Origin of the sequence: Muriicola marianensis (assembly GCF_014638095.1) — a bacterium.
Lineage (GTDB): Bacteria > Bacteroidota > Bacteroidia > Flavobacteriales > Flavobacteriaceae > Muriicola > Muriicola marianensis.
Genome location: NZ_BMFH01000001.1, coordinates 2,260,675 through 2,281,426, shown reverse-complemented (window position 1 = coordinate 2,281,426; position 20,752 = coordinate 2,260,675). Strand labels below are relative to the sequence as shown.

Here is a 20,752-nt window from a genome sequence, read left to right as displayed (position 1 = left end):
CTAGCGGATCCCGTGCATCATCCGTTTCAGGGGCTTGTTCAGCACGATGGATATTCCTCCCAGGGCGATACAGAGGACCGTAAAGATCCCAAAGAAGCTGCTGAGGGAATAATTGGCTGTGATCTCGTCAATCATGCCGCCCAGGGTACCGGCGAGTTTCTGCCCGATCGCAATGGCCAGGTACCAGATCCCAAACATAAACCCGATCATCCTGGGAGGGACCAGCTTACTTAGGTAGGACAGCCCTACGGGTGATACGCAGAGTTCCCCCATCGTAATCAGGAGGTAGGCCAAGATGAGGTAGATCATACTCACCGAAGCCGAGGCAGCTCCCTGGGGAATACTCAGGGTCCCGAATACGAGTACGGCAAAGCCAAGGCCCTGGAGGATGAGTCCGATCCCGTATTTATGGGCAGCACTGGGGTTGTACTTGCTCTCCCACCAGCGGGAGAACAAAGGCGCCAGGGTGATGATAAAAAAGGAATTGAGGATGGCAAACCAACTGGCTTCCACCTCATTCCCGGTCTGGGAGAACTTGTCGTAAAGCCGGAAGATCAAAAGGCCCCAGATGCCAATGAAAGCCAGGGCGAGGGCGATATTGGAATACGGAATCCGACTATAGGTCTTCTTGAAAAGCAGATAAAGCACCCAGGTGATGATCATCATGGGCACAGTGGTCAGAAGCGCATCCACGATCTTAAAAATCATCGATGCGGAGCCCGTAAGCACCCTGTCCGTATAATCCCGGGCAAAGATGGTCATGGTACCAAGGTTCTGTTCAAAGGTGGCGAAAAAAATGACCGTAAAAAGGCCAAAGATGGCCACGGCAAATATGCGGTTCCTCACCACGGCGGTATACCGCAGTGTCCTGGATATGATCAGGATAAGGAAAAGAATAAGGGAGATCACGACCACTTCTATAGAACCGCCATAGCCGAAGAGGCTAAAATCGAGCAAATTGATGCCCTCTATCTTGGAAAGGGGATCGTTAAAGAGGTATAGGAGTCCGCCCAGGGAGGACAGGCCAATTAAGAGGTAATCGAACTTTGTGAAAGGGTTCAATTTTTCCTCCTCTTCCTGTTCCTCTTTATTATCTGTGATCTCAGAAGCTTTCAGGGGCTTGTCCCCTATCCGCCCAAACAGGCCTCCGGCCAGCCAGAACTGCAGCATCCCGAAGAACATAAAGATCCCGGCCAGGCCAAAGCCCCAGGCCCATCCGTAGTTCTCTGCCAGGTAGCCACACAACATCATTCCGAAAAAGGCCCCTGCATTCACCCCCATGTAGAAGATGGTATAGGCACCGTCCTTTTTGGATTCCTTCCCCCTGTACATCTCGGAGATCACAGCGGTAATATTGGGCTTGAAAAACCCGGTCCCTATCACCAGCAAGGCCAATCCTGTGTAAAGACTCCACACGGTTTCCAGAGCCATACAGGCATGTCCCAGGGTCATCACGGAACACCCGATAATGATTGCTTTTTTGTAGCCTGTGAACTTATCGGCAATATATCCCCCAAGGATGGGCGTGAGATAGAGCAGAGATGCGTAGGTCCCGATCAGGGCCAGGGCGTGTTCCCTGGGCCATTCCCACCCCGGATTGCTGTCCAGGATAGGGGCTGTCAGGAACAGGACCAGCAATACCCGCATCCCGTAGAAGGAAAACCGTTCCCACATCTCTGTAAAGAAGAGTACGAACAGGCCTGCGGGGTGGCCCAGTACCTTGTCCTTGAATAGATTTTCTATGTCTGTGTTCATACCTGATGTTTTAAGTGTTACTATCAGGCTTCCTCCGGACTGATCACGTGCTCATCATCCTCAGCCCCGTGAGTGAGGGCTTCCAGTTTCTTCCTGAATAACATGACCAAGAAACCAAAAGCGATACAGAAGACAGCAATACCGGTAAATACCGCAAATTCACCAAATTCCGAGGCCGACTCTCCCAGCAAGCCTGCCAGCTTATTACCGAAACCGGTCATGGCGAAATAGATCCCCATCATAAAGGAAGCGTATTTCAGGGGAGCCAGTTTGGTGATATAGGAAAGGGCCACCGGAGATATACAGAGTTCACCTACTGTGTGGAACAGATAGGCCAGCACCAGCCAATACATGGCTGAGGCACCTTCATTGTTGAATTCAACCGCCGCAGCAGACATAAAAAAGAATCCGGTACCCATGATTATCAGACCCAGGATCATTTTAAAGAGACCGGTAGATAATTTGCCCTTGAGCTTTCTTCGCGCCCAGTATCCCGCCACTGAGGTGCCCAGGAAAATGATGAACATGGCGTTGAGCGACTGGAACCAGGAGGCCGGGATCTCATTGCCGATAAAGGGCAGGGAGAAAGACAGCATCCGGTCTGTTTTCTCGGAGGCATAGATATTCATAAGTCCTCCGGCCTGTTCAAAGGCCCCCCAGAAGATGATGACCAGGGCAAAGGATATAAAGAGCACAATCACCCTGTCCTTCTCCACCTTGGTCAGCGGCCTGTTCATGGCCTCTTTTTCTACTTTGTCCTCAGACGAACCCAGGAAGTTCCCAACGTGTTTCAGGTATTTCTGTCCCAGCAAGTACTGCAGCAGGCCAAGAGCCATCCCGATCCCGGCCAACCCGAAACCGTAATGCCACCCGTAAACTTCTCCTACAGTTCCTACGATGAGGCTGGAGAGAAAAGCTCCTATGTTGATCCCGATATAGAAAATAGTGAACCCTTTGTCCCTTCGGATGTCACCTTGCTTGTACAATCCGCCTACCATGGTAGAAATATTGGGTTTGAGCATCCCTACACCCGCGATGATGAAACCAAGACCGGAATAAAACGCCCACATCTGTTCTATGGCCAATACGCTGTGCCCGATCACCAGGAGGATCCCTCCATAGAGCACCGACTTTTTCTGACCCAGAAACTTATCCGCTATCCATCCCCCGGGAATAGAGGCAACATAGACCAGCATAGTGTACCAGCCGTAGAGGGCCAGGGCTTCCCCGTTGGTCCAGCCCAGGCCGGGGTTGTCCTCCGTGGTCCTGGCTACCAGGTAGAGGACGAGGATGGCCCGCATACCGTAGTAGGAGAATCGTTCCCACATTTCAGTAAAGAACAGGATATACAGACCAACAGGATGGCCGAAAAGCTGTTTTTGAGTAGGTAGTTTTGTCGTCGTTGCCATAATGATTGCTCAGTTTGTTTAGAGATTGTCTTTTATAAAATTGGTCATTTTAGTGTATAGTTGCAGTCGGGTATTACCCCCGTAGATCCCGTGATTTTTATCGGGATAGATGGCCCAGTCGAATTGCTTGTTCGCCTGTACCAGCTCTTCGATCATCCGCATGGTGTTCTGTACGTGTACATTGTCATCCCCCGAGCCGTGGATCAGGAGGTAATCCCCTTTTAGCATGGCGGGGTAGGTAAGCGGACTGTTATCGTCGTACCCATTGGGATTGTCCTGGGGGGTACTCATATAGCGCTCCGTGTAGATCGTATCGTAAAACCTCCAGCTGGTCACAGGCGCCACGGCGATGGCCAGTTCAAAGGTCTCATTGCCCTGGAGGATACAGTTGGAAGACATAAAGCCCCCATAACTCCACCCCCAGATCCCGGTTCGATCTGCATCGATCCAGGGATATTCACTTAGTTTCTCGGCCACCGCGACCTGGTCCTCCACCTCGTATTTCCCCAGTTCACGATAGGTCATTTTCTTGAAATCGCGCCCTTTGTATCCGGTTCCCCTGCCGTCTACACAGGCCACGACGATTCCCTGCTGCGCCAGCATCTGATGCCAATAATCATTACTCGCCCACCAGCGGTTGGCCACCTGCTGAGACCCGGGTCCGCTGTACTGAAACAAGAATAGTGGATAGGATTTAGTGGGGTCAAAGTCGGCAGGCTTGATCATCCACATATTGAGGTCGTACCCATTGATCTGAATGGTGGAGAATTCCTTCGGACTGGTCTTGTATCCTTTTAGTTTTTCTGCTAGTGCCGAATTGTCCAGGATATCCCTGACCTTCTCCCCGTCTGAGGCCCTGTTGAGGGTATAGACGTAAGGCGTTTCCGCGCTGGAATAGGTATTGATAAAATAGGTGAAATTGGTACTGAAGTCGGCATTGTTAGTACCGGTCTGGTTCGTGAGTCGCTTTTTGTTCTTCCCATTGATCCCGACCCTGTAAACGTCCCGGTTTATGGACCCGTTCTCTGTGCTCTGGTAGAAGATGGCCTTTTTGCCGGGGTCATAACCGTAGTAGCTGGTCACTTCCCAGGGTCCTGACGTCAGTTGCCGTTTCAGGCTTCCGTCCCGGTTGTAGAGATACATATGGTTGAACCCGTCCTTTTCGCTCGTCCAGATAAAGCTGTCGTCTTCCAGGAAAGTGAGGTCGTCCGTGATATCCACATAGGCTTCATCCTTCTCCTCCAACAACAGTGAAACGGAAGCATCCACACCTTTCACAGTATACATTTTCAGGTGGTTCTGCGCCCGGTTGAGAGTGCGGACACTCAGTTCATCAGGGTTGTTTTTCCAGAGAATGCGAGGGATATAGTAGGCGTCCTTCAGCTCGATATCCCTGAGAGTCCCGTCTGAAATGGTGTATAGATGAAGTGATACGATCGAGTTGTCTTCCCCGGCTTTGGGATATTTAAAACGGTACTGGGAAGGATATAATTCTTCCCCATAGACATCCATGGAGAATTCGGGCACCGCACTTTCATCGAACCTCAGAAAAGCGAGACGAGTCCCGTCCGAATTCCAGTCGAACGCCCGGACAAAACCAAATTCTTCTTCGTATACCCAATCCGTGATCCCGTTGATGATGGCATTGGGCTCCCCATCATTTGTGATACGGGTTGTAGTACCCGACCTCAGGTCGAGAAAGTAAAGATCATTATCCAGCACATAAGCCACCTTGCTCCCGTCCGGGGAAAGCTGTGGAGACATGATCTTCCGGTCAGAAATTTTAGTAGTGGTCTTATCTTCAATATCGTAGACGTAGTAGATCCCCCTCCTGGAATAGCGATAGATCCTCTCTATATCCGTTGCCAGCAACACCTTGCCTTCATCCTTGCTAAAAGCGTAGGAAGAAAAATAAGGGATATCGTTATCTGGGCTCGAGATCAGGACCGTGTCTGTGAGTTCCAGGGTTTCATAGGCGTATTTCCCTATGCTGACGGTCCGACTCTCCGGATCGGCATTGAGGAGGGTGTAATGCAGTCCATCGTTCATGGATCTCAGGGATTCCAGTCCCCGGGTCGTGAATGCACCTCCCCAGATCTCTTCCAGGGTCAGGTCCTTTTGTTGAGTAAAAGCTTGTGGAGTTGCTGCGAGAATGAGGAACAGCAAAAGGTATTTTTTCATTCCTGTGTTTTGTTCGGATTCAAACCCTCAAGTTTACTAATTTTCTCTTTAATAATATAACTTTCCCCCTGCCAATTGCCTTTTCGACACCCCAGCAGAACGGAATTATCACCCTGCCCGCCGACGTCAGGGATTTAGGCAATATCACTATCTTTGCCCGCAAATAAGCCGTTGCTATGCCCGAACCTATCGAAGGCTTTTCAAAGCTGTCCAAGGAGGAAAAGATCCGTTGGATCGCCGAGCAGTATACCAAAGACCCGGAAGCCAGCATCTCCTTGCTGAAGACCTACTGGAACACGGATGAGCGGCGGCAGCAGCTCCACGACGAGTTCATCGAAAACACCCTGACCAACTACTATCTCCCCTTTGGTATTGCCCCTAACTTCCTGATCAACGGCAAATTATACGCCATGCCCATGGCCATAGAGGAAAGTTCTGTGGTGGCAGCTGCCAGCAAAGCGGCGAAGTTCTGGCTCAACCGCGGTGGCTTTAAAACAGAGGTGCTGGGCACAGAAAAGATCGGACAGGTGCATTTTATGTACGAGGGGGATCCTGCCCGACTTGAGGAATTCATCACTTCCATCACTCCCCTGTTCTATGAGGAGACCCGGCCCATCACCAAGAATATGGTGGCCCGGGGAGGAGGGATCAAAAAGATCGAATTGAGGAACAAGACCCGGGATCTCGACCATTATTACCAGTTGCATTGCACCTTCGAGACACTCGATGCCATGGGTGCCAATTTTATCAACTCCTGCCTTGAACAGTTCGCCAAGACTCTGAGAAGGGAGGCCGCAACCACTGATACTCTTGAAGACAGTGAAAGAGATATAGAGGTGGTGATGAGTATTCTCTCCAATTACGTACCCCAGTGCCTGGTAAGGGCTGAGGTAAGCTGCAAGGTAGAGGAACTGGGAGCCGATACCGGGATTTCCCCGGAGGAGTTCGCAGACAAGCTCGTAAGGGCTGTGGCCATTGCCAATGCCGAACCTTACCGGGCCGTCACCCACAACAAGGGGATCATGAATGGGATCGATGCCGTGGTCCTGGCTACAGGGAATGATTTCAGGGCGGTAGAAGCAGGTATTCACGCTTACGCCTCCCGGGAAGGAAGCTACAGGAGCCTGACCCGGGCTGAGATCAGTAATGGGGTCTTCCGGTTCTGGATAGAGATACCTATCGCCCTGGGAACAGTGGGCGGACTCACCACCCTCCACCCGCTGGTAAAACTCGCCCTGGAGATCTTGCAACACCCTTCGGCCAAAGAACTGATGGGCATCGTGGCCGTAGCCGGCCTTGCCCAGAATTTTGCAGCCGTGCAATCCCTGGTGACAACCGGGATACAACAGGGACATATGAAGATGCACCTGCTGAACATCCTGAACCAGATGGAAGCCACCGAAGAGGAGAAGAAACAACTGGTGGAATATTTTAAGAAACACAGCGCCACCCACAATGCGGTGGTAGAAGCCCTGGAAAACCTCAGGGAATCGTCATAGTCATGTCTGCTACCTACCGAAGTCACGGCAAATTATTGCTCACCGGAGAATACGCCGTTCTCGACGGGGCCGAGGCCCTGGGCCTTCCCGCAAGATTTGGACAGACTTTGGATATCTCTGAGGGGAATACCCCCGGACTATTGTGGAAGAGCCTGGATCATGAAGGGAAGACCTGGTTTGAGACTGAATTTCATCCCGGCCAACTCGATCCCAAAGAAAAAGACCCTTCCGGAGATGACACGAGGGACATTCTTCAGGGACTGCTCCGGGAAGCTGTCAGGCTCAATCCGGACTTCAATGCAGATTTAAAAGGAATACGGGCGGTTGCCCAACTCGAATTCCCGAGGATTTGGGGACTGGGCAGCAGTTCAACCCTTATCAACAACATCGCCCAGTGGGCTGGGGTAGATCCCTATATCCTCTTGTGGAATGCCTTCGGGGGAAGCGGGTACGACATCGCCTGCGCTCGGGCCACAGGTCCCCTGATCTACAAAGTACAGGACAGGGTTCCCGTCTCAGAGCCCGTTCCATTCAACCCTCCCTTCCACAACCGACTGTATTTCGTCCATTTAAACCGAAAGCAAAGCAGTCGGGAAGCAATCGCCATGTACCGAAAGAATGTGCGGGACCATAAAGATTTCCTGGAAGAGATCTCTGGAATTAGCAGGGAAATGGCCACTTGTACAAATTGGGAATCATTCACCGCCCTGATTGAGAAACACGAGACACTTCTGGCCGGGATCCTGGAGATGGAGCGGATACAGGACCAGATCTTTCCGGATTTTGACGGTATTGTTAAAAGCCTGGGGGCCTGGGGAGGCGATTTTGTGCTGGCAGGAGGAGAAGGGGATATCCCTTCTTATTTCAAGGCGAAGGGATATAAGACTGTCCTTTCTTACCGCGACATGGTATTATAAAAACCCCGGCCGAAGCCAGGGTTCTTCTTTTCGTTATTCTCTAATCTTAATAGAATACTGACCGGTTATCCTCGATCTCGGCTTTTTCCTTCAAAGCCTGGACCAGGGCATTCGCCACTCTTGCTGAAAGGCCTGCCTTGAGGTTGTCAGCATAGGTGGAGTAATTATCCAGTTCAGGTGCATTTTCTTTCTTGGTGACCTCAAACATAAAGACCCCGGATTCCCCTTCTATCAGTTTGGACGTTTGCCCGGTTTCCATGGAAAAGGCAGTTCCGACAACCAGGGGCTCCCTTCCCGCACCCGGGATGGTGGGGGCTTTAACCGTTAAGGCTGTGGCCGTTGTAACCGTGGTATTGTTCGCAGAGGCGATCTCAGACATGGATTTACCTGCGTTTTCCGATTTGATCTTTTCTGCTTTTTTCTTCTTTCTCAGCAGGGGCAGGACAGTGACGGAGGCGTCTTCCACATCCATCAGGCCTTCCTTATAAGTTGCGGTAAGCTGCACAACAGCATAGCCGTTATTCGCATCAAACCTGCGGATATCCCCAAGCTTGGTGTCCTCGCTGAAGGCCCACTGCACGATCCTGCGCTGGGCTCCCAGCCCGGGAAGGTTTTCGTCCATGGCTTTCAGCCTGTTAACCGGCCTTACCACAAAATCGTTCTCCTGGGCTACCTCGCTCAGGCTTTTCTCAGAATCTACTGCTGTCATCTCAAATTTGGTGGCATCGGTGAAAAGGGTATTGATGGTTTCCTCCGAAGGCTCGATATCGCGGGTCAGGGTAGCGAGTTGAACCAGGTCCCTCTTATCATCGACCTTGACGATATGAAAGCCGAATTCCGTCTCTACGAGTCCGATGTACCCCACCGGGTTGCCAAAGGCAAAATCATTGAACTTGGGAGTCATGACACCTTCCTGGAAATACCCGAGGTCACCGCCCCTGGGTCCGGAAGGTCCGTCTGAATTATCCCTTGCCAGTTGGGCAAATACTGCGTTGGGTTCCAGGGCTGCTTTGAGCACTTCCTGAGCTTTGGCCTCTGCTTCTTCCTTGGTGCGTTTTACATCCGGATTAGCCCGCTCAGCACCTTCATAAGTGATCAGGATATGACTCGCCTTCACAGAACCGTTGGGCTTTTTAGCCATCATCCTGGAGACTTTAAATACGTCTCCGTCCCGGTAAGGTCCAAAAACTTCTCCAATTCTCAGGGCCATCAGGGAGTCTGCAAAATTTGCAGGCAATTCTGCTTTTGCTTTGAAAATACTGTCGTATTTGGCATCGGAATACCTGGACAGGAAAGCCTCCACATCAGTGGTGTTTCTGAAGCCGGCGATGGTATCCGTCCTGTCGGTCTCCGCCGAGTATTCAACAGTATCATCGAGGAGGGCTGTGATGGCCGACTCGGTTTCTTCCACGTCCTTGTCTGAAGGAGCTTCTTCAAAGTAGACGAACTGTATATCCCTTGATCGCTCCTGGGTGTATTTCTTCTCGTTTTTCTTGATATAATCCTCGATCTCCTTTTTGGTCACCGAAATGGTGCTGTCGGGGATAGAGGTAAAAGGGACACGCACGTAGCGAATGTCTACCTTATTGTTGGCCAGCTTATAATCGAGCTCCCCTTCCTTAAGGGTAGATCCCATCCCGGCACGAACCAGGTTGAAATAGGCCTGTTGCTTGGCATTCTCGATGATGGCCTGCTCATCCTGCAGCCAGTCCTGATATTGAGCAGGGGCATTCACCTTGAGCTCGAGGATGAACTCCCTGAACCTGCGCTCGTCAAAGATCCCGTTCTCATCAACGAATTGGGGATTCTGGGCCAGGCCCGGACTGCTTTTTATGATCTCTATGATCTGGTCTTGTTCGATGTCTATACCGAGGTCAGAGATCTGCTGATCGAGGAGGGTATTGCGCTCCATCTGGCTCCATATGCTGTTCACCAGTTGCATGGAGGAGGCATTCTGACCGCTGGCACGGGTTGCCCTCTCCAGTTGTTGCCTGAACTCATCGATGGAGATCTCTTCCCCGTTGATCTCCCCTACTGCGGAGCCAACTTTTCCACCGGAAAAACCATCGCTGGTAAAGATCCCTGAGATCACAAATGCAAAAAGGGCCATCCCGATGATCAGGATCAGTACCGTGGTCCGTTTCCGGATATTCTCTAAAATTGCCATTTATCTAGCGAGTTTAAAATCAGTGGGCGAAATTACCATTTTCCCTTAAATAATAAAAGTTAAACCAGGGCTATCTGTAAGGGGTTGCCGGCTAATTGCTTTCTTCTATTTCCAGGGTCACCAGATCGATCTTGGTGCTGGATACCTCCAGGATGGTAAACAGGTAATCTCCGATCCGGATCTTGCTGTCCTGTTCCGGGATCTCCCCCGTTTCGTGGACGATGAGTCCGCCCAGGGTTTCGAACTCCTCCGTATCGGGTAGTTCCAGCTTATAGGTCTCGTTGATATAGTCTACCTCCAGGCGGGCGGAGAATTTGAACGTCCTTTCATCCAGCTGTTCCTCGTGCAGGTCGGTGCTATCGTGTTCGTCCTCGATCTCCCCGAAGAGTTCCTCCACGATATCCTCCACGGTCATCACCCCGGAAGTGCCCCCGTATTCATCGAGGACCACGGCCATGCTTTTCCGCTTCTTGGTCAGGATCTTTAAGATCTCGTGGATGAGCATGGTCTCGGGAACAAATTCCACCGGGAGCAGGATGCTTTTTATGGTCTTCGGCTTTTTGAAGAGTTCATAGGAATGGATATAGCCGATGATATTGTCTATGGTGTTCTTGTAGACCAGGATCTTGGAATACCCGGTCTCAGAGAAGAGTTTTGCCAGGTTCTTTGGGGTTTCATGAAGTTCCACAGCGGTGATCTCCGTCCGGGGCACCATCACCTCCCGGGCCTTTACGGCCGAGAATTCCAGGGCATTCTGGAAGATCTGTATCTCCGAGTCGAGATCGTCCTCCTCTTCCACAGCCTCCATTTGTTCCGTGATATAATCCCCGAGCTCCACCTTGCTGAAGGCGAGCTGCACCTCATCTCCCCGGGTCTTAAACAGGGCTTTCAGGATAAAGTCGGACACCTTGATCACGAATTCAGAGATGGGAGAAAATACCGCATAAAAAAGATATGCCGGAATAGCCAATATCTTCAGCAGGGTATTGGCATAGATCTGGAAGAAGACCTTGGGCAGGAATTCTGCCGTTATCAGGATGATCAGCGTAGAGATGATAGTCTGAGTCAACAGGCTGAAATCGGTAAGCGCCAGCTGAAAGAACCTGTAGGAAGCAGGAAGCATTTGCTGAAACCAACCCATCAGCAAATCTCCCATATAGAATCCGTAAACCACCAGGGCAATATTGTTGCCGATCAGCATGGTGGCGATAAACTTGGAAGGCTTTCGGGTCAGGCGTGAGAGTACCTTGGCAAGAAAGCCGGTCTGTTTCTTCTCGATCTCGATATGGATCTTATTGGCAGAAACAAAGGCGATCTCCATGCCCGAAAAAAAGGCAGAGAGGATCAGGCAGATAATGATAATGAGAACGGCGTTGTCCAAGGCTATGATTTATCGTCCCGCTTTCTCTTTTCGAATCGCTTACGGTAATTCCTCCTGAAGATGAACATCCCGATAGAAACCACTGCAAAGAAAATAAAAATGTACGTGCCCTGCCGGTCTGTTTCCCATAGCTCTCCTATCTTATAGATGGAGATCAGGGCTACTGCCAGGTAGAGGTATTCGGTAAATCTCAAGATCTTGATCATGATTCGTCTTCTTTAATCGATATGTACCCATAGGTCCTATGGGCCTTAAAATAAGTGAAATCCCGGTTAAAATCCATCCCTTCTCCATCCATGATGGTCCCGTCTTCCGGGTTGGTGTAGGTGAACTTTTCCTGGGTAAAGATCCATTCGTCCTTTCGGTCCCAGTATAATTGGGGCGTCTCCAGCTTCTTCCCGTCATGGGTCTCGATCACCACCCCACCTCTGAGGTCGATGATATTGGTCTGGGAATAAATGATTCCGTAATCAGCCCTGATTGTACTTTTGTTGTTGTCCTGGTCGTAATATTCCACCAGGAGTCCTTCGGGAAAGGTCCGGTATTTAAAGATCATGTTGTCATAATCCTCGCTCAACGGACTTTTCAGGACGGCGATCACCCTGGAAGTTCCTTTATCCTCGCTTTCTAACTCTTCGATAGTCTCGGTATACGTAAGCTCAAATTCCCTGGCCACCCCCTGGGGAAAGATCAGGATCTGCTTTTCGTCCCCCACCCGTTTATAGGTGTCCTGGCAGCTGTAAAAAAAGATTGCCACAGTAAAAACCATGGCAATTTTCTTTGCTATATCGGTATTTCCCGCTATCATTCTTACAGGTTGGGGACCGTCACACTCCCGCCTACCCAGCATTTAAAGGCCAGGGTTTTTCCGGCCATCCCGGAATTGAAGATATCGGTCTTGGAAGGAGCTTTGGCATCGTAGCTCGCTGCGGCCTGTGCTGCTCTTCCGCTCAGGGCAGGGTCTACCCTACCGGCCTTTCGGGCCATATCAGCTGCCTTCCAGTACACGGCACGCTTTTCAAATGGAGTGTCCCCGCATTCATTGGCGCTTGAAGCGTAGAGGCTGGCGATCAGCAGGTACGCATTCCCGTTAGAGGGGTTGGCATCGATCGCTTTTTGAGCGTAGCTCCTTGCGGTCGACTTGCTGGTGTTCCTGTAGCTGGTCGCGATCTTGTAAGCGATGTTAGATTTCTTCCTTGGATTGGTCTCCAGTTCGAGGGCCTTGTTAAAGTCGGCTATCGCCCCGCTGTTGTCCCCTGATTTCTTTTTCAAAGTACCTCCGTATACATAGGCATCGGCCGAAGGATCCAGGGCCAGTTGGGCTTCAAACAACTTGCGGAACATAGGATCGTCAGTACATTCCTTACTGAACATCCTGCCCACGGCGCGTTTCACCCAGGTCACATCGCCTTTCCTGGCTTCAAAATTCCTTTCATAGAGAGGGATCAGATTCTCACAGTCGGCCAGGGCCCCCAGCTTGGAATCTACGCTGGAGGCGATCTTTCCATAGGATTCTGAGTTGGTGGTCGCCACCCTCAGGCTCCTTTTCTCTTTTGAGGTAAGGGTACCTGCATCCTCTTTGGGAAGTAATTTTGTGATCACATCAGTAAGCTCTGCATTCTCCTCTTCGATCTTTTCAGTAACGTCATCATAGGTATTGAAAACGTCCTGCAGGTCTTTCTTCCCGGCGTTGTAAAGATCTACCAGGCTGGAAAAATACAGGTAAAGAGCCTTTGGATTTTTGAAGTTTGCACGGTCTTCTTTAAAGGCCTTGTCAAGGGAATTGAAGATCTCATCATCCGAGGCCATTTTGTTATCGTACATCAACAGCACCTTATCGATGGCCACTCCACCTTTTGTGAAACTTTCAGGAAAGTACTTGTTGCTGTCATCGTAGAGTTTCATCAATTCCTTGATGAACCCGTCTTTCTCAGCTCCTGTACTGTTGTCAATCTTGTGGGCCAGGATCCTCTCCCCGTAGGAGAAGTTGGCCTTGTTTATATCGGGACAAGCGGCATAGACCAGTTTCCAGGGTCCGTATGCAGCGTCGTAATTTTTAACTTTTGCATGCTCAGCGTAGATAGAGAGGTTGGTCATGCATTCAGCATTTTGCCCCTGTCCTAAACTTATGCCTGTAAAGCCTAAAATGGCAAACATCATCAAGTAAAGTTCCTTTTTCATCGTGTTGCGTTTTAAAGCGGTTAATGTACTAATTTTTTATCAATTTATTTTCCTTTTTTGGAACCATCTGTCATTAAATGAGACACCTACGTTTACCCCGAAGTATTTTTCTTCTATCAGGTCTGCCGCAGTGGTTCCCCTCTTCCCCCATTCGAAACCGAGGTTGAGGTTGGAGAAACTGCCCCCCAGTGGTAAGCCAAGACCAAAAGTTATGCCAAAGTTCTGGATCTCCTTTCCATTGACCACGATACCGGTAAAATCGTACCGCACTCCGGCCCTGTAGATCACCCTTTTGAAGTAGCTGTTAAAGGAGGTATAGTCCGGAATGTAAAAGGCTCCCATGGCGTAACTGCTGGCATCGGTATATTCCTGGTTCTGTATCCTCAGGAAGCGGTTCTCGAAAGTGCTGAGTTGCTGGAAACTGTATTCTGCTCCCAGGAACCATTTCTTGTCCTCTCCAAACCCAAGGCCAAAGGTGGCGATGGTGGGGATCTTGAGTTCGGTATTTTTCAATCCCTGCTGTGCCAGGTTGACTTCCAGTTCTTCAATGGTATTCCCTGTGGAAAGGGAGAAGGAATTGATGGTCTGGGTATTTTCAGAGATCAGGTTCACCTGGGTGTTGATCACAGCCGAGGTGAACAAGGTATACTTATCCTTGATCCTGGGCGTAAAGGTGAGACCATAGACAAAATCGTATCCGCCCACATCGGAGATCTGCGTCTCCTGGGTGCCGTACTGCAGCCCTTCTACCCGCTGGGTCTTGGTATTCTCAAGGGTACCGAAATTATAGTTGACAGAAGCCCCAAGGTTCAGGTTGCGGGCCAGCTCAAAGCCGAGGGAGAAAAAGACCTGGTTGATACCCCCTTCACCGGAATAGAGATTGGTCTCTTCATTCCCATTTGTGTTGGTTCTTTCTTGTAAAACATCGTACCCTACAGAGGAAAAAGGGCGTAGCCCAAAACCTGCTGAGATCTTTGGGCTGATGGGAAAACCGATGGCCAGGTATTCCAGATTGGTTACCGAGGTCTTCTCCTGTTCCGTAAAGCTGTTGAGGGAGATCTCCCTATGGCTCATTCCGGCTGTATAGGTGGTCAGTCTCAGCTTGCCATAACCGGCCGGGTTTTTCAGGGTGAGGTGGATGCTGTCTGTGTACAGGCTGAGTCCGCCCATCATCCGGTTCTCGATGGTGCTCCCCGACCTGAGGTCGCCTATCCCGAAATAGGAATACGGTGATACGGTTCCGTTTTGCCCGTAAAGTCCCATGGCTGTCAGGCATAGTATGGCGAAACCTATCTTTCTGATCATCTAGTGTTTGTTGTAATCGAGCAAATAATTCAAGCCCTCAAGAAGGAAATTAGAGTTGGCAAATATGGTATTTTTTAACCGATTGGACAAAAATTGCCCATCACCCCCTGTTAAAATAACTGTTAAATGTTCGAATCGACTCTGATATTCAGAGATCACCCCGTCTATCTCCTTGCAGATGCCGTAGATCACCCCGCTGTGGATGCTCTTTTCCGTGGTGTTGCCGATGAGTTCTACAAAGGGACTGGGATCGAGCAGGGGCAGTCTGGCGGTATGCTCGTTTAGCGACTGGTATCGCATGCGCAGGCCGGGGGAGATGGCACCGCCCAGATACTCCCCGTAATCGTTCACCATATCGTAGGTGATGCAGGTACCGGCGTCTATGACGAGTACATTGGTATGGGGGTAGTTGTAAAAGGCGGCGGTGGCCAGGGCGATACGGTCTACGCCCAGGGTGGCCGGACTCGCATATGAGTTTTTAAAAGGAACCTTGGATACGGAGGTGAGCAGTTCTACCTTGCAAAAGATGGAGAGCACATTGAGTTCTCGTTTGCCCAGCAGGCCCACGGAAGCCACGAGGGCGTGGGAGATATCCGGGAATTTGGAAAAAATGTCTTTTACGGTCTTGTGAAAGCCGTCTGCGTCGGTAGAGGAATGGAACAAAAGGTCCTGTTTCCTGAATACCGCCAATTTGGTTGAGGTGTTCCCGGCATCGATCACGAGGTTCATGTTACAAAGATTGCAAAAAGGGTAAAAAAAGACGGGGCTTTTTTTCCTTTTTTATTGGTAGTTCCTAAATTTGAAATTATATTTGCCCCCGCCTAAGAGGCATGGTACCTTAGCTCAGTTGGTAGAGCAACGGACTGAAAATCCGTGTGTCCCTGGTTCGATTCCTGGAGGTACCACTTAAAGCGCCAAAACCCGCTCCATCTGGAGCGGGTTTTTTGTTTCCGGAACGCGTTGAAAGCTGGCTTTCATAAGCGGAACGGGAACAAAAAACCGCCCCCACTGGTGGGGGCTGGTTTTGGCATTTTCACGCGGGGGGCTTTCAGGAACCCCGGAAGCAGAGCAAAGCACGCTTCCGGGGAATCCTGGAAAGGAAATCCAATGTTCCTTGGAAATTAATTTCATCTTCTGCATATTCCTAAGGAAGCTGGCCCATAAAACCTGACACCCATCATATTCTTTGTGGATGATATCAATATTTATCAGTGCGTTGACCTGACTAAAATCATTGCACATTCTTTTATTATTTCCTAACATCAGTTAAGAAAATCTGACCCCTCAACCCTGCTGCAGGGTAAGCCCTTATCGTCCATCACTTTGCTCCTCTCCATGATCCTGATCGTGATGGGCTTTATGAAACAAAGCACCGGAACTGATCCCGGTTCGTGAACAACAGGATTAAATAGTAAGGACGAGCTCATGTTTGGCTTCTTTCGAAAATTGCGATATGATTTGATCAACGAGCACAAGATAGCCCGGTACCTGAAATATGCTATCGGGGAGATCATCCTGGTGGTGATCGGGATCCTGATCGCCCTGCAGATCAACAACTGGAATGAATCCAGAAAGCAGGAGGAAATCAAGATCCGATACTTACAGGAGCTCAGGTCCGAATTCTCACAAAATTTAGTACTGATCGATAATAGCATCAGGACCTATGAAGATTTAAAAGCGACTTCCTCAAAAATATTGGGCTATACCGGGGAGAAGAGTATGCATATTTCCGAAAAAGAATTGGCTCTGCTGTTGAACAGAAGCTTTGCAGCAAACGCGAGGTTTATCCCGAGCCCCAGCATCATACAGGATCTGGTGAATTCGGGTATCCTGACCGACTTAAAGACGGATACGTTAAGGCTTCAGCTCGCCGAATGGCCCGCTAAGTTGGAGGGAGCCAAGAGGAAAGAAGAAGAGATCATAGAGCAAAGAAATGCCATCGTTGAAATACTGCTTATTAAAATCCCTTTTCTCGACGCCCTGCAACTCGACGGATCCGGCAATCTCTATGAACCTTTATCCCGCGGTTCTCATTTCCAGGGAGACACCAGGGACATCCTGAACGATATTCAGTTCGAGAACAGGCTGGGATTTTTTATTGTAAGCCTGATTGGAAGTGATATTTTTTACAAGAATATCAGGGCACATTGTGAAGCCATTCTTGAAAGTATTGAGAAGGAACTCGAGGTGGAACAAAATTGAATAGCCACAGGCTGACAAGCCCTTTTGCCAAAGCCATGTACAAGTATCACCCCATTGTCCGGAATCAGGAAGGAATAACTCCTTTCCGGCAGCATGTTCTCCTCCAATAACCGCACTCTACCAACTTTAATGCCAATAAGTAAAAAAGGGAATCACCCCCAAATTCAGGCAACCCATCGATCCAACTACTTCGGATCCAAACCCCGGTTTACATAAGCTTGTATCCTGCAAGCACTTTTCCGACTTCCCCTTTATTTTCAAACGAAAGTATATTTTTTAAAAGTATATTATTATTTACCTTTGTTATGAAGTGTTCCGAGCCTTTAAGGCTACTCAATAAAGACGGATGGCATCCGGTAAGCCGGAAAGGTTCACACATCAAACTTAAACATCCCATGAAAAAGGGCATCCTCATTTTCCCAGATCATGGAAGTAAGGAGTTGGGAAAAGGGTTACAAAAGAAATTATTGAAACAAGCGGGTATTATTTAGAAAAAGATGAAGAAACTCAAAAGAAAGATCGACGTGACCGTGGAGAAGACCGATTCCGGTTTTTCTGCCTATGCAGGCGACCTCAACGTGTTTACCACCGCCAGGACGATCCCCGCTTTACACAGGAATTTGACGGAAGCCCTGAACCTTTACTACGAAGACCGGGGTTATTCCGTTTCTTCAGATAACCTCAAACTAAACCTGGACCTCCAGCAATTCTTCCAATATTACAAGGTGCTTAATGCCTCTTTCCTGGCAGAGCGGATCGGGATGAATCCTACCTTGCTGTCCCAGTATGTAAGGGGCAAGAAAACGCCATCTCCCAAACAAACCCTCAAAATCGTGAAGGGGATACAACGCGTCGGCAAAGAACTATCGGAAATACAGCTCTCCTGAGTTAACCTGGTGTGATCTTTCGACCTCTTGCCAAAAGGCGGTTGTCATGAATTATAAAAAACTGCTCTTATAATTCAGTCCCCCTGTTTAATTTCACACATGCTGTGCGTCTTGAAAAAGCCCTTACGACAGTTCAGTTAATCTTAACTAAAATCGGAGAGGTCGGCATACCATAATATATCAGGTTGCCTATCAGAAATGAGCTTACCCCAATCTGATTTGCGTAATTGGCTATAAAATTGTACATTTATTTGTACAATATTTCGTACTACTCTAAAAATTATGAAAGCAGTTAGTATTTCAACCTTAAGGAAGAACATCAAAAAACAATTCGACTATGTTTCTAAGTCCATGGGGATCATCATTGTTCCCAGGGCTAAGGAAGATGACGCTGTTGTTATCATGTCTATCCGGGAATACAACTCATTAAAGGAAACCGAACACTTACTTTCTACAGCCGCCAATATCAAGCGGCTCAATGAATCCATTGAACAGGTTGAATCCAGCAATCTAATTACGATTGATGATAGTGAACTGAAAGTTACTCCCTAATGATCATTAGCTTCACCCCTCATGGCTGGGAGGACTTCACATATTGGGTTGATACTGACGAAAAGACCGTTCAAAAAATAAGAGAACTTATCAGCTCCATCAGGCAAAATCCATTCAGAGGACTTGGCAAACCAGAACCTCTGAAGTATGGGCTTAAGGGCTATTGGTCAAGAAGGATATCCGGGGAGCACAGACTGGTTTATAAAGTTATCGGTAAGAAGAATGCTGATCAGCAATGTATTATCATTCAGTGCAGGTTTCACTACGATGAAAAGTAACCGGCAGGTTCGAATATCCAAATTCCTTACTGCAACCTTTTTTCAGCTTCCATGGTTATTTTTCCAGAGGTCTTCCCACTATAAACTCTTTGAAAAAGCCCGCACGACAAACCTTTGAATCCCTTCTGTCTACTTCTCAGGCCGATATCTTAAAGCAGTACACCCGGTACCTGGAAGGCCTTCGGATGAGTCCGTCTACGGTGGGCACCTACAGGAGTTTTATCGTCTTCCTCCTGCTCTATTGGAAGGATCGACCCGTGGCTGATCTCACCAACCCAGATATCCAGCGGTTTATAGAAGTAGTTGTCAAACGCAGGAAGTATGGGATCAGCACTCACCGCCAACTGGTCAGTGCCTTAAAACATTTTGGGGACCGTTTTCTGGAAAGCAACATAGAGCCGGAGCTCTTGCAACGGCCCAAGCGTAGCAGGATCCTGCCTACCATCCTGAGCAAAGAAGAGGTGATCGACCTGTTAAGGGCCACCTACAACCTCAAACACCGTACGATCCTGGCATTGTTGTATTCATGCGGACTGCGGATCAGTGAGGTGCTCGCCCTGAGGCTAGCCAATATCGATATCGACCGCAGACAGGTAGTTATCCTGAATTCTAAAGGCCGTAAAGACCGGTACGTGGTGCTGGCAGAAAGTACCGTACCCCTGCTGATCAATTATATCAGTAGTTACCGGCCCCGGAATTACCTGTTCAATGGCACCGGACAGGGACCGTACAGTGGTACGAGCATTCGGGCTTTTCTTAAACGTTCCTGCCGCCGGGCCGGAATCCGCAAGCGCGTTACCCCCCACACCCTTCGCCACTCCTACGCCACCCATCTGATCGAAAACGGGGTCAACCTCCGCATCGTGCAGGAGCTTCTGGGCCATGCAAAACCGGAGACCACCATGGTCTATACCCACGTGGCCAAAAAGGATCTGCTGGCCGTCCAGAGCCCCCTAGACACCACCCTCCTCGAGCTCCGTTCCTCTGATAAAAATTTATTAAACCAATCCCTTTCCGGGAATCTAAACGGATAAAGTGCTATTTTAGATTGCATATAACACGTTAGCTACCATTTATTAGATTGAGAAAATCATTTTTAAAATTTTTTGAGGAAAAGGGGGATAAAATTCTTGAAAAAAAGGGATTCAAGAAAATTCTAGACAACGATGATGTTTTGAGTAAGGATAGCTCGAGTTTTACCAGATACATGATATTCTCAGATAGTAAGCGGAAACTGAAAATTTCGGCACGTGATTGGAGGGATGAATACTATGTTTACTATTTGGAACTTGATGGAATTGAATTGATTGAGGTGAATATCACAGAAGGCATAGAAAATGCTGCGGATAAAATGATTCTAAAGCTCCATGAAATATAATAACGGTAGCTAACAACGGCTATGGTCCATCGCCCTCCAGGGTCCGGGATTATTTGCTATTTTAGGGATTAACAAATCAATACGGATGGCTCGGGCGTCCAGGCGCCAAACCATAGCCGGAACCGTTAGCTACTATTTAAATCAAACTTCTTGTCTACCAAATCAGAAAGTTATCTAGTTGAAGAAAATATGAATACGGTTTATGACCTGATTCGAGCGGAAATGGACAAAACCCTATTCAAAAAGAAATACAACCTTTCAGGGGATATAGCTGAAAACGGTGGTATTGACCTCTCTCCAAAACTGGTATTTGCATATTTTCAACCAAATCTAGGACCTGTAGCCAAGATAAACCTATCGGCTACTAATATCTGTACGGACGGAAAACGCTGTAGGTTGGATTTGAAAAGAATAAATGGACTCACCTATAAAATTCATGTAGGATTTGTAATTGGTCTTTGTTCATTAATAATCATTATAGCTGGATTTTATGCGATTATGGGCTCTGGAGAATTTGACTTGAAAATTTTGGCACTGCCTTTATTTGGACTTTTTTATTTTCTGATGATTGAGGGGGTCGCGGACATAACAACATCAAACACGAAACAAAGAGTTTTGAAAATATTGACGGACAAAAAAGTAAAGTATAAAAAACAGTAG

At 48.7% G+C, this 20,752-nt stretch carries 21 protein-coding genes and 1 tRNA gene; 11 read left to right on the top strand and 11 right to left on the bottom strand.

The window, feature by feature from the left end:
* Genes IEV19_RS10430 through IEV19_RS10420 form a run of 3 tightly spaced genes read right to left on the bottom strand, consistent with a single transcriptional unit; the run spans position 1 to position 5,345 of the window.
* On the bottom strand, positions 1-1,755 hold the full coding sequence (locus tag IEV19_RS10430; RefSeq protein WP_188370587.1) for a peptide MFS transporter: 1,755 nt from the start codon (positions 1,753-1,755) through the stop codon (positions 1-3).
* 23 nt (positions 1,756-1,778) lie between these two features.
* Positions 1,779-3,164 carry a peptide MFS transporter gene (locus tag IEV19_RS10425; RefSeq protein WP_188370586.1) on the bottom strand — a complete coding sequence of 462 codons (1,386 nt, stop codon included), beginning with the start codon at positions 3,162-3,164 and terminating at the stop codon, positions 1,779-1,781.
* Positions 3,165-3,182: 18 nt separating this feature from the next.
* Positions 3,183-5,345 (bottom strand): S9 family peptidase, encoded by a 2,163-nt coding sequence (locus tag IEV19_RS10420; protein WP_188370585.1) that lies wholly within the window; start codon positions 5,343-5,345, stop codon positions 3,183-3,185.
* A 176-nt stretch (positions 5,346-5,521) separates the two neighbouring features.
* On the opposite strand from IEV19_RS10420, the gene IEV19_RS10415 reads away from it, so the two are divergent.
* Together IEV19_RS10415 and IEV19_RS10410 are read left to right on the top strand one after the other, a co-directional pair.
* The gene (locus tag IEV19_RS10415) at positions 5,522-6,844 is read left to right on the top strand and encodes a hydroxymethylglutaryl-CoA reductase, degradative (RefSeq protein ID WP_188370584.1); all 1,323 of its coding nucleotides are present in this window, start codon (positions 5,522-5,524) and stop codon (positions 6,842-6,844) included.
* A gap of 2 nt (positions 6,845-6,846) precedes the next feature.
* On the top strand, positions 6,847-7,761 hold the full coding sequence (locus tag IEV19_RS10410) for a GYDIA family GHMP kinase (protein ID WP_188370583.1): 915 nt from the start codon (positions 6,847-6,849) through the stop codon (positions 7,759-7,761).
* 46 nt (positions 7,762-7,807) lie between these two features.
* Here the strand turns inward: IEV19_RS10410 and IEV19_RS10405 are convergent, their stop codons facing one another.
* The 7 genes from IEV19_RS10405 to IEV19_RS10375 form a co-directional block, all read right to left on the bottom strand.
* A complete protein-coding gene (locus IEV19_RS10405) occupies positions 7,808-9,928 on the bottom strand; it encodes a peptidylprolyl isomerase (protein ID WP_188370582.1) in 2,121 nt (706 codons plus the stop codon).
* A gap of 91 nt (positions 9,929-10,019) precedes the next feature.
* Entirely contained in the window at positions 10,020-11,309 is a 1,290-nt protein-coding gene (locus IEV19_RS10400; protein ID WP_188370581.1) for a hemolysin family protein, read from the bottom strand.
* Between the two features lie 2 nt (positions 11,310-11,311).
* Positions 11,312-11,515: a hypothetical protein gene (locus tag IEV19_RS10395; protein WP_188370580.1), complete on the bottom strand. Its 204-nt coding sequence runs from the start codon at positions 11,513-11,515 to the stop codon at positions 11,312-11,314.
* Positions 11,512-12,117: an LPS export ABC transporter periplasmic protein LptC gene (gene lptC, locus IEV19_RS10390; RefSeq protein ID WP_188370579.1), complete on the bottom strand. Its 606-nt coding sequence runs from the start codon at positions 12,115-12,117 to the stop codon at positions 11,512-11,514. The genes IEV19_RS10395 and lptC overlap by 4 nt, the downstream gene beginning before the upstream one ends.
* 2 nt (positions 12,118-12,119) lie before the next feature.
* Complete coding sequence (locus IEV19_RS10385) at positions 12,120-13,490, bottom strand: tetratricopeptide repeat protein (protein ID WP_188370578.1); 1,371 nt, start codon at positions 13,488-13,490, stop codon at positions 12,120-12,122.
* 39 nt (positions 13,491-13,529) lie between these two features.
* A complete protein-coding gene (gene bamG, locus IEV19_RS10380) occupies positions 13,530-14,795 on the bottom strand; it encodes a BamG family beta-barrel-assembly machinery protein (RefSeq protein WP_188370577.1) in 1,266 nt (421 codons plus the stop codon).
* Positions 14,796-15,524, bottom strand: coding sequence for a type III pantothenate kinase (locus tag IEV19_RS10375; protein WP_188370576.1), 729 nt, complete (start codon positions 15,522-15,524; stop codon positions 14,796-14,798).
* Between the two features lie 103 nt (positions 15,525-15,627).
* Here IEV19_RS10375 and IEV19_RS10370 point away from each other — a divergent pair.
* Positions 15,628-15,700 (top strand) — tRNA-Phe (locus IEV19_RS10370).
* 1 nt (position 15,701) lies between these two features.
* Here the strand turns inward: IEV19_RS10370 and IEV19_RS10365 are convergent.
* A complete protein-coding gene (locus IEV19_RS10365; RefSeq protein ID WP_188370575.1) occupies positions 15,702-16,058 on the bottom strand; it encodes a hypothetical protein in 357 nt (118 codons plus the stop codon).
* A 195-nt stretch (positions 16,059-16,253) separates the two neighbouring features.
* Here IEV19_RS10365 and IEV19_RS10360 point away from each other — a divergent pair, with 195 nt between their 5' ends.
* The 8 genes from IEV19_RS10360 to IEV19_RS10325 all read left to right on the top strand — a co-directional run bounded on the left by IEV19_RS10360 (position 16,254) and on the right by IEV19_RS10325 (position 20,752).
* A complete protein-coding gene (locus IEV19_RS10360) occupies positions 16,254-16,997 on the top strand; it encodes a DUF6090 family protein (RefSeq protein WP_194419547.1) in 744 nt (247 codons plus the stop codon).
* Positions 16,998-17,302: 305 nt separating this feature from the next.
* Positions 17,303-17,488 (top strand): type II toxin-antitoxin system HicA family toxin, encoded by a 186-nt coding sequence (locus tag IEV19_RS13920; RefSeq protein ID WP_188370780.1) that lies wholly within the window; start codon positions 17,303-17,305, stop codon positions 17,486-17,488.
* 6 nt (positions 17,489-17,494) lie between these two features.
* A complete protein-coding gene (locus tag IEV19_RS10350; protein WP_188370573.1) occupies positions 17,495-17,884 on the top strand; it encodes a helix-turn-helix domain-containing protein in 390 nt (129 codons plus the stop codon).
* Positions 17,885-18,166: 282 nt separating this feature from the next.
* Positions 18,167-18,436 (top strand): type II toxin-antitoxin system Phd/YefM family antitoxin, encoded by a 270-nt coding sequence (locus IEV19_RS10345; RefSeq protein ID WP_188370572.1) that lies wholly within the window; start codon positions 18,167-18,169, stop codon positions 18,434-18,436.
* The gene (locus IEV19_RS10340) at positions 18,436-18,714 is read left to right on the top strand and encodes a Txe/YoeB family addiction module toxin (protein ID WP_188370571.1); all 279 of its coding nucleotides are present in this window, start codon (positions 18,436-18,438) and stop codon (positions 18,712-18,714) included. The genes IEV19_RS10345 and IEV19_RS10340 overlap by 1 nt, the downstream gene beginning before the upstream one ends.
* Before the next feature lie 89 nt (positions 18,715-18,803).
* Entirely contained in the window at positions 18,804-19,748 is a 945-nt protein-coding gene (gene xerA, locus IEV19_RS10335) for a site-specific tyrosine recombinase/integron integrase (protein WP_188370570.1), read from the top strand.
* A 47-nt stretch (positions 19,749-19,795) separates the two neighbouring features.
* A complete protein-coding gene (locus IEV19_RS10330; protein ID WP_188370569.1) occupies positions 19,796-20,092 on the top strand; it encodes a hypothetical protein in 297 nt (98 codons plus the stop codon).
* 150 nt (positions 20,093-20,242) lie between these two features.
* The gene (locus IEV19_RS10325) at positions 20,243-20,752 is read left to right on the top strand and encodes a hypothetical protein (protein WP_188370568.1); all 510 of its coding nucleotides are present in this window, start codon (positions 20,243-20,245) and stop codon (positions 20,750-20,752) included.